This is a genomic window from Roseateles asaccharophilus (assembly GCF_031458115.1).
Taxonomy (GTDB): domain Bacteria; phylum Pseudomonadota; class Gammaproteobacteria; order Burkholderiales; family Burkholderiaceae_C; genus Pelomonas; species Pelomonas asaccharophilus_A.
On the sequence record NZ_JAVDXV010000008.1, the window covers coordinates 149,987 to 162,220 of the forward strand.

A 12,234-nucleotide genomic window follows, 5' to 3' on the forward strand; every position below is an offset into this window, starting at 1 on the left:
ATTCTGCATTTCCCCTGTGTCTCAATGCCTCTGTGGTTGCATTTCCTGATCCAGCGATCCAGCGATCCGGCATCAGGGATCCCTGCGCCACCACTCTCCGGCCAGTTCCTTCTGCAAGAAGGCGATGAAGGTCTGCACCTTCAGCGGCACCAGCTTGGGCGACGGGAACACCGCATGCATGTCCTGCGCCGGCACGCCGTGGTCGGCCAGCACCTGCTGCACCGTGCCGTCGGTCAGCGACTCGCGCGCCACATACCAGGGCAGCATGGCCAGGCCCATGCCGTCGCGCGCGGCGGCCAGCACGGCCGACAGGTTGTTGGAGCGCATGGGCCCCTTCACCGCCACCGCCTTCTCGTCGCCGGCCGGCGTCGTCAGCGTCCAGCGGTCGTCGCCCTGCACGCTGCTGTAGATGACGCAGGCGTGCCGCGCCAGCTCGGTCGCGCGCCGCGGCGTGCCGTGCCGCTTCAAATACTTCGGCGCCGCCACCATCAGCCACGGGTTGGTGCCCAGGTAGCGCGCGCCCAGCGTCGAGTCGGCCAGCCGGCCCATGCGGATCGCGAGGTCTATGCCTTGCTCGACGAGGTTCACATAGCGGTCGTCGAAGCTCAGGTCCACCATCACGTCCGGGTGCTCGCGCATGTAGCGCAGCACCAGCGGCACCATCGCGCGCCGCCCGAACGCCACCGACGTGCTGATGCGCAGCGTGCCGCCGACGCGGCTTTGCAGCAGCGTGGCCAGGTTGTCGGCCTCGTCGATCTCGCGCGCGATCAGCTTGCACTTGTCGTAGTACAGAGCGCCGACCTCGGTGGGCGTGACGCCGCGCGTGGAGCGGTGCAGCAGCCGCGCGCCCAGGCGCTGTTCCGTCGCGGCGACCGCTTTCGTGGCCGTCGGCTGCGTGATGCCGAACTCCTGCGCGGCCTTGCTGAAGCTGCCCGTCTCGACGACGCGGATGAAGAGCTGTACGCCGGTGACGCGGTCCATGGCCCGCACTGTAGCGGTGTTCGGCCCCGTCATTCCGCCACGGAATAGCACTTATCGACAGGCTTGGATTCACGGCGCGAAGCGCTGCGAACACCATGCACGCCATCGACGAACACCGCTTCGGATACAGGAGAAATCGATGGCGAAGATGAAGGCCGTGATGGCCGCCGTGCTGGTGATGGAGAAGGAGGGCGTGACGCAGGCCTTCGGTGTGCCCGGCGCGGCCATCAACCCGATGTATGCGCAGCTGCGCGAGCGCGGCACCATCGCGCACGTGCTGGCCCGCCACGTGGAGGGCGCCTCGCACATGGCCGAGGGCTACACCCGCGCGCGGGCCGGCAACATCGGCGTGTGCATCGGCACGTCGGGCCCGGCCGGCACCGACATGATCACGGGCCTGTACTCGGCGCAGGCCGACTCCATTCCCATCTTGTGCATCACCGGCCAGGCGCCGCGCGCGCGGCTGCACAAGGAAGACTTCCAGGCCGTGGACATCGCGTCCATCGCCAAGCCGGTCACCAAGTGGGCCCACACCGTGCTGGAGCCGGCCCAGGTGCCGCGCGCCTTCCAGCAGGCCTTCCACCTGATGCGCTCGGGTCGCCCGGGCCCGGTGCTGATCGACCTGCCGTTCGACGTGATGATGGCCGAGATCGAGTTCGACATCGACACCTACGAGCCGCTGCCGGTCTACAAGCCGGCCGCGTCGCGCAAGCAGATCGAGCGCGCGCTCGAGATGCTGAACGAGGCGGAGAAGCCGCTGATCGTCGCCGGCGGCGGCATCATCAACGCCGATGCGTCCGATCTGCTGGTGCAGTTCGCTGAAGCAGCGGGCATTCCCGTCATCCCGACGCTGATGGGCTGGGGTGCCATCGCCGACAACCATCCGCTGCAGGCAGGGATGTGCGGCCTGCAGACCGCGCAGCGCTACGGCAACGCCAACCTGCTGGCCAGCGACTTCGTGCTGGGCATCGGCAACCGCTGGGCCAATCGCCACACCGGCTCTCCCGAGGTCTACACCAAGGGCCGCAAGTTCATCCATGTGGACATCGAGCCGACGCAGATCGGCCGCGTGTTCGCGCCCGACTACGGCATCGTGTCCGACGCCAAGGCCGCGCTGGGCCTGTTCGTCGAGGTGGCCAAGGAGTGGAAGGCCAAGGGCAAGCTGCGCGACTGGTCAGCGTGGGCGGCCGAAACCCAGGGGCGCAAGTGCGACCTGCAGTACCTGCGCAAGACCGACTTCGACAACGTGCCGATGAAGCCGCAGCGCGTCTACCAGTGCATGAACAACGCGTTCGGCGAAGACGTCTGCTATGTGTCCACCATCGGCCTGTCGCAGATCGCCGGCGCGCAGTTCCTGCACGTCTACAAGCCGCGCCACTGGATCAATTGCGGCCAGGCCGGCCCGCTGGGATGGACCGTGCCGGCGGCGCTGGGTGTGCGCGTCGCCGACCCGCAGCGCAAGATCGTCGCGCTGTCCGGCGACTACGACTTCCAGTTCATGATCGAGGAGCTGGCCGTCGGCGCGCAGTTCAAGCTGCCCTACATCCACGTCGTCGTGAACAACAGCTACCTGGGGCTGATCCGCCAGGCACAGCGCGGCTTCAGCATGGACTACTGCGTGCAGCTGGGCTTCGAGAACATCAACTCGCCCAGCAACGACGTGACGGCGCAAGGCTATGGCGTGGACCACGTCAAGGTCGTCGAAGGCCTGGGCTGCAAGGCCATCCGCGTGCACCGCCAGGAAGAGATCGCGCCGGCCTTCCAGCAGGCCCAGGCCTGGATGGACGAGTACCAGGTGCCGGTGGTCATCGAGGTCATCCTGGAGCGCGTGACCAACATCGCGATGGGCACTGAGATCGACAACATCAACGAGTTCGAAGACCTGGCCACGGACCGGGCCGACGTGCCCACCGCCGTTGCGCTGCTCGACTGACACAACAACCACAAACAGGAGACCGACACCGTGCCCCGCTTCGCCGCCAACCTCACGATGATGTTCAACGAGGTGCCTTTCCTCGACCGCTTCGAGCGCGCCGCCAAGGCGGGCTTCAAGGCCGTGGAATTCCTCATCCCCTATGCCCACAGCGCGGCGGAGATCCGTCGCCGCCTCAACGAGCACCGCCTGCAGCTGGTGCTGCACAACCTGCCGGCCGGCTACTGGGATTCCGGCGAGCGCGGCATCGCCTGCCAGCCCGACCGCGTCAGCGAGTTCCGCGACGGCGTGGCCCAGGGCATTGGCTATGCGCTGGCGCTGGGCGTCGGCCAGCTGAACTGCCTGGCCGGCAAGAAGCCCGTCGACGTGCCCGACGAGGTGCTGCGCGAGACCTTCGTCGAGAACCTGCGCTATGCCGCGGCCGAGATGAAGAAGGCCGCTCTCAAGCTGCTGATCGAGCCCATCAACCACTTCGACATTCCCGGCTTCTACCTGACGCGCACCGAGCAGGCCATCGCCATCCTCGACGACGTGGGCGCGGACAACCTGTTCCTGCAGTACGACATCTATCACGCGCAGCGCATGGAGGGCGAGCTGGCGGCCACGATGCAGAAGCACCTGGCGCGCATCGGCCACATCCAGCTGGCCGACAACCCAGGCCGCAACGAGCCGGGCACCGGCGAGATCAACTACCCCTTCCTGTTCGCCCACCTGGACCGCATCGGCTACTCGGGCTGGATTGGCTGCGAATACAAGCCCGCCGCCGCGACCGAGGCCGGCCTGGGCTGGCGCCAGCGCCTGGCGCAATGACCCCTGGACACACACGAGACAAGGACTAGAGACATGAGCACCCCCTCCCTGAAGATCGGCTTCATCGGCCTGGGCATCATGGGCACGCCGATGGCGGGCCATCTGCTGAAGGGCGGCCACCAGCTGTTCACGTACACGCTGGGCCCCACCGCCGACGAGCTGATCGCCGCCGGCGCAATGATCTGCCCCAGCGCGCGCATCGTCGCGGAGCGCGCCGACATCATCATCACGATGGTGCCCGACACGCCCGATGTCGAGGCCGCGCTGTTCTCCGACAGCGGCGTGGCCGCCGGCCTCAGCAAGGGCAAGGTGGTGGTGGACATGAGCTCCATCTCGCCGGTCGAGACCAAGGTGTTCGCCCGCAAGATCCGCGACCTGGGCTGCGACTACCTCGACGCGCCGGTCAGTGGCGGCGACGTGGGCGCGAAGAACGCGACGCTGTCCATCATGGTGGGCGGCGAGGAGGCCGTGTTCGAGCGCGTGAAGCCGGTGTTCGAGCTGCTGGGCAAGAACATCACGCTGGTGGGCCGCAACGGCGACGGCCAGACCTGCAAGGTGGCCAACCAGATCGTCGTCGCGCTGACGATCAACGCCGTCGCCGAAGGCCTGCTGTTCGCGTCCCGCGCCGGCGCCGACCCCACCAAGGTGCGGCAGGCGCTGATGGGCGGCCTGGCCACGTCGCGCATCCTGGACATCCTGGGCGACCGCATGGTCAAGCGCAACTTCGAGCCGGGCTTCCGCATCGCGCTGCACCAGAAGGACCTGAACCTCGCGCTGGGCGCCGCCCGCCAGTTGGGCCTGGCGCTGCCGGCCACCAGCACCGCGCAGCAGCTGTTCTCTGCCGCCGTGTCGCATGGCGGCGCGGCCTGGGACCACTCCGGCCTGGTGCGCGCGCTGGAGAAGCTGTCCAACCACGAGATCGGCCAGCAGGCGCTGTGAACACCGCCGCCTCAAGCCCGCCGCAAGCGCTGCTGCGCCGCATGTTCGACGCAGCCATCGCGTCGGCGCAGCCGGCCCGCTGCATCCCGGCGCACCTGCCCACGCCCGAGCAACTGGGCAGGGGCCGGCTCATCGTCATCGGCGCCGGCAAGGCGTCGGCGGCGATGGCGCGCGCGGTGGAGGATCACTGGCCCGGTCCGCTGTCGGGCCTGGTCGTCACGCGCTATGGCTACGCCGTGCCGTGCGAGCGCATAGCGATCGTCGAGGCGGCGCACCCGGTGCCCGATGAGGCGGGTCTGGCCGCCGCCCAGCGCCTGCTGGACCTGGTGCAAGGCCTGACAGAAGATGACCTGGTGCTGTGCCTGATCTCCGGTGGCGGCTCGTCGCTGCTGCCGCTGCCGCTGCCGGGTCTGACGCTGGAGCACAAGCAGGCCGTCAACCGCCAGCTGCTGAAGTCCGGTGCCACCATCAGCGAGATGAACTGCGTGCGACGCCATCTGTCTGCCATCAAGGGCGGCCGGCTGGCGGCGGCCTGCCATCCGGCGCGCGTGCTGACGCTGCTGATTTCCGACGTGCCGGGCGACGACCCCATCGACATCGCATCCGGCCCTACCGTGCCCGACCCGACGAGCTGCGAGGACGCGCTGGCCATCGTGCGCCGCTATGGACTCACGCTGCCCGCCGAGGTGCGCGCGGTGCTGGAAAGCGGCCGCGGCGAGTCCATCAAGCCCGGCGACCCGCGCCTGGCCCGCGCCGAGACGCGCATGATTGCCGCGCCGCAGCTGGCGCTGGAGGCGGCCGCGGCCGTAGCCCGCGAGGCCGGCTATGCGGCCCACATCCTCGGCGATGCCATCGAGGGCGAGGCGCGCGACGTCGGCAAGGTCATGGCCGGCATCGCGCTGCAGGTGGCCGATCGCGGCCAGCCGTTCACGCCACCCTGCGTGCTGTTGTCCGGCGGCGAGACCACCGTGACGCTGGGTGGCACGGGCCGTGGCGGCCGAAACGTCGAGTTCCTGCTGTCCACCGCCGTCGCGCTGGAAGGCCATCCGCGCATCCACGGCATCGCCGGCGACACCGATGGCGTCGACGGCCAGCAGGAGATCGCCGGCGCCTGCCTCGCGCCCGACACGCTGGCGCGTGCCTGGCAGCTCGGCATCAAGCCGCGGGACAGCCTGGCCGACAACGACGGCCACGGTTTCTTTGAGGCGTTGGGCGACTCGGTGATCACCGGCCCGACGCTGACCAATGTCAACGACTTCCGGGCGCTGCTGATCGAAGCGCCCGACAACCACTGATCCGATGCGCAGAACCCGCAACGCCAAGATCGTCGCGACGCTAGGCCCCGCCAGCTCCGACCCCGAGACCGTACGCCGCCTGTTCCTGGCCGGCGTCGACGTGTTCCGACTCAACTTCAGCCACGGCAGCGCCGACGACCATCGCGCCCGCTTCGCGATCCTGCGCGAGCTGGAGCAGCGGACCGGCCGCCCCATCGGCATCCTGGCCGACCTGCAAGGCCCCAAGCTGCGCGTCGGCACCTTCCAGGACGGCCCGGTGATGCTGGTCGAGGGCCAGGCCTTCCGCCTGGACCTGGACCCCGCGCCCGGCGATGCCCGCCGCGCCGGCCTGCCTCATCCGGAGATCTTCGCCGCGCTGGTGCCCGGCGCCGAGCTGCTGCTGGACGACGGTCGGCTGCGCCTGGTCGTCGAGGAATGCGGCCCCGACTTCGCGCAGACGCGCGTGGCCGTCGGCGGCTGGCTGTCCGAGCGCAAGGGGGTCAACGTGCCCAGCGTCGTGCTGCCCATCACCGCATTGACGGCCAAGGACCGGCGCGACCTCGCGCTGGCGCTGGAGCTGGGCGCCGACTGGATCGCGCTGTCGTTCGTGCAACGCCCCGAGGACGTGGCCGAGGCGCGCGCGCTCATCGAAGGCCGCGCGGCCATCGTTGCCAAGCTGGAGAAGCCGCAGGCCATCGAGCGACTGGACGAGATCGTCGCGCTGTCCGACGCCATCATGGTGGCGCGTGGCGACCTGGGAGTTGAGCTGCCGGCCGAGCGCGTGCCGGCCCTCCAGAAGCGCATCGTGCGCAGCTGCCGCCATTTGGGCAAGCCAGTCATCGTCGCGACGCAGATGCTGGAGTCCATGGTCAGCGCGCCGGTGCCCACGCGGGCCGAGGCGTCGGACGTGGCGACCGCGATCTACGACGGCGCCGACGCCGTCATGCTGTCGGCCGAATCGGCGTCGGGCAAGCACCCTGTCGAGGCCGTGGACATGATGAACCGCATCATCCAGCAGGTGGAGACCGACCCGCTGTACCGCCAGCTCATCGACGCGTCGCACAGCGCCGCGCGCGTGGGCAGCGATGCCGCCGAGGGCATCTGCTGCGCGATGCGCCGCGCCGTGGCGGTGATCCGCGCGGCGGCCATCGTCTGCTGCACCAGCTCGGGCCACACCAGCCTGCGCGCGGCACGCGAGCGGCCCGAGTCGCCCATCCTGAGCCTGACGCCCCACGTCGCCACCGCGCGCCGGCTGGCGCTGGCCTGGGGCATGCATTCGGTGCACGCGGCGGATGTCGAGGACGTCGCCCAGATGAGCGAGGCCGCCTGCGACGCCGCGCGCCGCGAGGGCTTCGCGCAGCCGGGCCAGATGATCGTCGCCATCGCCGGCATGCCTTTCGGCACGCCGGGCACGACCAACCTGCTGAGGATCGCGACGGTCTGACGACGTCGGATCAGGGGCCCAGCTGCAGCAGCTGGGCCACCACGGCCACCGCGATGACCTCGGGCTCCTTGCCGGCGATGCCGGGCACGCCGATGGGGCAGGTGAGCCGCCCCAGCGCGTCGGCGCCAATGCCGCGCGCCTCGAAGCGATGCATGAAGCGCGCGCGCTTGGTTGCGGAGCCGATCAACCCCGCAAAGCGGAAGTCGCCGCGCTTCAGGATGGCCTCGGTGATGCGCAGGTCCAGGTCGTGGTTGTGCGTCAGCACGAGAAAGCAGGCGCCGGGAGGCGCCTGGCGCACCTCGGCTTCCACGGTGTCGACGCAAACCTTCTCGACATGCTCCGGCAGGTTCACGTCCAGCGGGAATTCCTGCTCGCGCTCGTCTATCCACTGCACCTGGCAGTCGATGCCGGCCAGCAGGTTGACGATGGCGCGGCCCACGTGGCCGGCGCCGTACAGCTGCAGGAAGAAGCGCGATGCCGCGGCGGGCCAGGTCCGCAGCGCCTGCTCATCCAGCGGTGCATAGCGCAGCGTGACGGCGCCGCCGCAGCACTGGCCCAGCGCCGGTCCCAACGGGTAGTGGCGCTCGAACGGCTGCGGCTCGCCCTGCGCAAGCATCGTGCGCGCGGCGTCAATGGCCATCAGCTCCAGATGGCCGCCGCCTATGGTGCCCAGCGCCTGGTCGGCCGACACCAGCATGCGCGTGCCGGCCTCGCGCGGCGCCGAGCCTTTGGTCGCCGACACCTCGACGATGACGGCCGGCCGGCCCTTGGCCAGCCAGCGCGCGGCGGCGGCGCGCTGGGTCATGCCGCGCCCCGCGTGACGGCGTCGATCGCGTCCAGAATGGCCTCGCAGGTGGCCGGCGCACGCAGTGGCGGGTCCACGCGGTGGTCGGCCACGGCCGACACCGCGTCGCGGATCGCGAGGAACACCGAGAACGGCAGCAGCAGCGGCGGCTCGCCGACGGCTTTGGAGCGGTGGATGCTGTCCTCGGCGTTGGCGTTCTCGAACAGCCTCACGTTGAACACCGGCGGGCAGTCGTTGGCCGTCGGGATCTTGTAGGTGCTGGGCGCGTGCGTCATCAAGAGACCGGTGGTGGGGTGCCAGACCAGCTCCTCCATCGTCAGCCAGCCCATGCCCTGGATGAAGGCGCCTTCGACCTGGCCGATGTCCACGGCCGGGTTCAACGAGCGGCCCACGTCGTGCAGCACATCGGCGCGCAGCAGCTTCCATTCGCCGCTGAGCGTGTCGACGACGACCTCGCTGAGCGCCGCGCCGTAGGCGAAGTAGTAGAACGGTCGGCCGTGCAGCTTGACGCGGTCCCAGTGCAGGCCGGGTGTCGCGTAGAAGCCGTCGGACCACAGCTGCACGCGTTCCTCGTAGGCCTGGCGCGCGAGGGCGGGGAAGGGGATCTGCTGTCCGTTGACACTCACGACGTCATTCGCGAATCGCACATCCTTGGCCTCGCCACCGTGGCGCTGCGCGGCAAACGTGGCCAGGCGCTCCTTGATCTGGCGCGCGGCGTCCTGAGCGGCCTTGCCGTTCAGGTCGGCGCCGGTGGATGCGGCCGTGGCCGACGTGTTGGCCACCTTCTGCGTGTCGGTGGCCGTCACGCGCACCGTGTCGAAGCTGACACCCAGCTCGTGCGCCACCACCTGCGCGACCTTGGTGTTCAAGCCCTGGCCCATCTCGGTGCCGCCGTGGTTCACGAGCATGGAGCCGTCGCTGTAGACGTGCACCAGCGCGCCGGCCTGGTTGAAGTGCTTGACGTTGAACGAGATGCCGAACTTCAGCGGCGTCAGCGCCAGCCCCTTCTTCAGCACCGGACTGGCGGCGTTGAACGCGGCGATCTGTGCGCGGCGCTCGCTGTAGTCGGCCGTCGTGGCGAGCTCGTCCACCAACTCGCGGATGACGTTGTCCGTCACCGTCTGTCCGTAGGGCGTCACGTTGCGCTCGGTGGTGCCGTAGAAGTTGGCGCGGCGCACGTCCAGCGGGTCGCGGCCCAGGTGGCGGGCGATGGAGTCCTGGATGACCTCGGCCGCGATGGCGCCCTGCGGGCCGCCGAAGCCGCGGAAGGCGGTGTTGCTCTGCGTGTTGGTGCGCGCGCTGTACCCGTGGATGGTCACGTCGGGTAGCCAGTAGGTGTTGTCGAAGTGACACAGCGCCCGTGTCATCACGGGGCCGGACAGGTCGGCCGAGAAGCCGGCGTTGGAGACCATGTCGATCTCGGCACCCAGCACGCGGCCCTCGTCGTCGAAGCCCACCTCGTAGCTGTACTCGAAGCCGTGGCGGCGGCCGGTGACCATGAAGTCGTCGTCGCGGTCCACGCGCAGCTTGACCGGGCGGTTCAGCTTCTTGGCCGCCACCGACGCGATGCAGGCAAAGATGCCCGACTGCGATTCCTTGCCGCCGAAGCCGCCGCCCATGCGCCGGCATTCCACGTGCACATGGTGGGCGTGCAGGCCCAGCGCATGCGCCACCAGGTGCTGCATCTCGCTGGGGTGCTGCGTCGAGCAGTGCACGCGCATGCCGTCGTTCTCGGTCGGGATCGCGTAGGAGATCTGCCCCTCCAGATAGAACTGCTCCTGGCCGCCGACGCTGAGCATGCCCTGGAGGCGATGCGGCGCCGCGGCGATGGCCTTCTTGGCGCCGCCGTTGGTCTCGCGGTTCATGTGCATGGGCGGCAGCACATAGCTCTGCGCCGCATGGGCGGCCAGCGGCGTGATGAGGGCAGGCAGCGGCTCGATGTCCAGCACCTGCTTGGCCTTGGCGGCGGCGCGGCGCGCCAGCTCGCGGTCGTTGCCGATGACGGCGAACACCGGCTGGCCGAGGAAATGCACCTCGCCATCGGCCAGGATGGGGTCGTCGTGAATGATGGGACCGCAGTCGTTGGCGCCGGGGATATCGGCCGCGGTCAATACGGCGACGACTCCCGGCATGGCGCGGATCTTGTCGATGTCGATCGCCTTGATGCGGCCGTGCGCCACCGGCGACAGGCCCAATGCGGCATGCAGCGTGCCGGCCAGCTCGGGCATGTCGTCGATGTAGGCGGCCGCGCCGGCCACGTGCAGATGGGCCGACTCGTGCGGGCGGCTGATGCCCACGCGGCTGCCGTCGCGCTCGCGCCGGGCTTCGGTCGCGGTGTCGATGCGCGTGCGCGCGTGGTGCTGGTAGTCGACCGGCGCGTGGCCCGGTTCGAGCAGGAAGGGTTCGACTTGCTTGTTCATTCGGGATTTGCGCGCTCAGGCGGTCACGGTGAGGTGGGGCATGACGCTCCACACGCTGGTCTGTCCGATTGCGAGCGGCGCATCGCGGCGGGTCTCCAGCCAGAAGCGGCGCAGCAGGTTGGCCGAGGCGCGCAGCCGGTAGCCGGCGCTGGCGCGCATGTCGGTCAGCGGCTTGAAGTCCAGGGCCAGCGCGGTCATCGCGGCACGGGTGGTGGCGTCGTTCCATGGCTGGCCCACGACGGCGGCCTCGGCGTGGGCCGCACGCTTCACGGTGGCGGCCATGCCGCCGAAGGCGAAGCGCGCCGCCGTGACGGTGTCGCCGTCTCGTGTGATGGTCAGGCCGACAGCAACGGCGGAGATGTCGCAGTCGAAGCGCTTGGACAGCTTGTAGGCCCGCACCGTGGTGGCGGGCGCGGGCAGCGGTACCTCCAGCGCCTCGATGAACTCGCCGGCGCGCAGCGCGTTCTTCATGTAGTCCAGATAGAAGTCTTCCAGCAGCAGCCGGCGCTGCGTGGCGCCGCGGCGCAGCACGGCTTGCGTGCCCAGCGCCATCAGCACCGGTGCGCTGTCGCCGATGGGCGAGCCGTTGGCGATGCTGCCGCCCATGGTGCCGGCGTTGCGCACCGGCAGCGACGCGAAGCGCAGCCACATGTCCTGCAGCACGGGCCATTCCGTGGCCAGCGCGCTCCAAGCGTCTTCCAGCGGGGCGGCGGCGCCAATGCGCAGCAGGCCGTCGTCGCGCGTGATGCGCTTCAGTTCGGCCACGTCGTTGATGTAGAGCAGGTCGCCCACGTCACGGAACTGCTTGTTGACCCACAGGCCGATGTCGGTGGAGCCGGCCAGCAGCCGGGCCTGCGGGTGCTGCATGCGCAGCGTGGCGAACTCGTCGACGCTGCGCGGCGCCCAGTAGCGATCCTGGCGCGGGCCGGCGTCGGTGGGCATGGCAGGGTTGGGGGCCTCGTAGGCCAGGCCGCCGGCCAGCTGCAGCTCGCGCAGCGCCTTCACGATGGGCTGGGTGTTGAGCCGGGCGGCGGGCAGGTCGAACATGCGTTCGCCGGCGTCCAGGATGGGGCGGTAGCCGGTGCAGCGGCACAGGTTACCGGACAGCTCGTCCGCCAGCTGCTGGCGCGTCGGGCGGGTGCCGGCTTCGCAGTGGCGCTCGTAGCAGGCCGTCAACGACATCGCGAAGCCGGGCGTGCAGAAGCCGCATTGCGAGCCGTGGCATTCCACCAGCGCCTGCTGCGCCGGGTGCAGCGCGCCGCCGCCGATCTGTTGCAGGTCTTCGACGGTCAGCAGTGCCTTGCCGTCCAGCGTGGGCAGGAACTGGATGCAGGCGTTGACCGTGCGCAGCGACAGCTCGCCGACGATGGTGGCCTCGGCCGACGGCGTGCCGACCTGGCGGGCCTGGTCGGCCAGCTCCGCCACGATGACGGTGCAGGCGCCGCAGTCGCCCTCGTTGCAGCCTTCCTTGGTGCCGGTGCAGCGCGCGTCCTCGCGCAGCCAGTTCAGCACCGAGCGGGTCGGGGCCATGTCGGTGATGTTGACGATCTCTCCGCGATCGTGGTGATAGAAGCGGATGGGCCGTGTTTGCGTGTCCATGCGGATGTTCTTGTGGGTCGGGTGATGCC

General features: G+C 69.7%; 9 protein-coding genes. 5 read left to right on the top strand and 4 right to left on the bottom strand.

The window, feature by feature from the left end; genetic code table 11:
- Nucleotides 1–72: 72 nt before the first annotated feature.
- On the bottom strand, nt 73–981 hold the full coding sequence (locus tag J2X21_RS19750; protein ID WP_310331471.1) for a LysR family transcriptional regulator: 909 nt from the start codon (nt 979–981) through the stop codon (nt 73–75).
- Between the two features lie 139 nt (nt 982–1,120).
- Here J2X21_RS19750 and gcl point away from each other — a divergent pair, with 139 nt between their 5' ends.
- The 5 genes from gcl to pyk are packed head-to-tail and all read left to right on the top strand — an operon-like array spanning nt 1,121 to nt 7,381.
- Complete coding sequence (gene gcl, locus J2X21_RS19755) at nt 1,121–2,914, top strand: glyoxylate carboligase (RefSeq protein WP_310331472.1); 1,794 nt, start codon at nt 1,121–1,123, stop codon at nt 2,912–2,914.
- 30 nt (nt 2,915–2,944) lie between these two features.
- Nucleotides 2,945–3,724: a hydroxypyruvate isomerase gene (gene hyi, locus J2X21_RS19760; protein WP_310331474.1), complete on the top strand. Its 780-nt coding sequence runs from the start codon at nt 2,945–2,947 to the stop codon at nt 3,722–3,724.
- Nucleotides 3,725–3,757: 33 nt separating this feature from the next.
- The gene (locus J2X21_RS19765) at nt 3,758–4,663 is read left to right on the top strand and encodes a 2-hydroxy-3-oxopropionate reductase (RefSeq protein ID WP_310331475.1); all 906 of its coding nucleotides are present in this window, start codon (nt 3,758–3,760) and stop codon (nt 4,661–4,663) included.
- A 41-nt stretch (nt 4,664–4,704) separates the two neighbouring features.
- Nucleotides 4,705–5,958 carry a glycerate kinase type-2 family protein gene (locus J2X21_RS19770; protein WP_310331835.1) on the top strand — a complete coding sequence of 418 codons (1,254 nt, stop codon included), beginning with the start codon at nt 4,705–4,707 and terminating at the stop codon, nt 5,956–5,958.
- A 4-nt stretch (nt 5,959–5,962) separates the two neighbouring features.
- Entirely contained in the window at nt 5,963–7,381 is a 1,419-nt protein-coding gene (pyk, locus tag J2X21_RS19775; protein ID WP_310331477.1) for a pyruvate kinase, read from the top strand.
- Between the two features lie 10 nt (nt 7,382–7,391).
- Here the strand turns inward: pyk and xdhC are convergent, their stop codons facing one another.
- From xdhC to xdhA, 3 genes are read right to left on the bottom strand one after another with little or no spacing between them, the layout of a single operon-like run.
- Complete coding sequence (xdhC, locus tag J2X21_RS19780) at nt 7,392–8,186, bottom strand: xanthine dehydrogenase accessory protein XdhC (RefSeq protein ID WP_310331479.1); 795 nt, start codon at nt 8,184–8,186, stop codon at nt 7,392–7,394.
- Nucleotides 8,183–10,606 (bottom strand): xanthine dehydrogenase molybdopterin binding subunit, encoded by a 2,424-nt coding sequence (gene xdhB, locus J2X21_RS19785; protein ID WP_310331481.1) that lies wholly within the window; start codon nt 10,604–10,606, stop codon nt 8,183–8,185. The genes xdhC and xdhB overlap by 4 nt, the downstream gene beginning before the upstream one ends.
- Before the next feature lie 15 nt (nt 10,607–10,621).
- Nucleotides 10,622–12,205, bottom strand: a complete 1,584-nt coding sequence (gene xdhA, locus J2X21_RS19790; protein ID WP_310331482.1) for a xanthine dehydrogenase small subunit — start codon at nt 12,203–12,205, stop codon at nt 10,622–10,624.
- Nucleotides 12,206–12,234: the final 29 nt, after the last annotated feature.

Bases quoted from the DNA above. Each gene is read 5' to 3' on its own strand.
- J2X21_RS19750 (WP_310331471.1), bottom strand. From the start codon at position 981: ATGGACCGCGTCACCGGCGTACAGCTCTTCATCCGCGTCGTCGAGACG.
- gcl (WP_310331472.1), top strand. From the start codon at position 1,121: ATGGCGAAGATGAAGGCCGTGATGGCCGCCGTGCTGGTGATGGAGAAG.
- J2X21_RS19765 (WP_310331475.1), top strand. From the start codon at position 3,758: ATGAGCACCCCCTCCCTGAAGATCGGCTTCATCGGCCTGGGCATCATG.
- J2X21_RS19770 (WP_310331835.1), top strand. From the start codon at position 4,705: ATGTTCGACGCAGCCATCGCGTCGGCGCAGCCGGCCCGCTGCATCCCG.
- pyk (WP_310331477.1), top strand. From the start codon at position 5,963: ATGCGCAGAACCCGCAACGCCAAGATCGTCGCGACGCTAGGCCCCGCC.
- xdhC (WP_310331479.1), bottom strand. From the start codon at position 8,186: ATGACCCAGCGCGCCGCCGCCGCGCGCTGGCTGGCCAAGGGCCGGCCG.
- xdhB (WP_310331481.1), bottom strand. From the start codon at position 10,606: ATGAACAAGCAAGTCGAACCCTTCCTGCTCGAACCGGGCCACGCGCCG.
- xdhA (WP_310331482.1), bottom strand. From the start codon at position 12,205: ATGGACACGCAAACACGGCCCATCCGCTTCTATCACCACGATCGCGGA.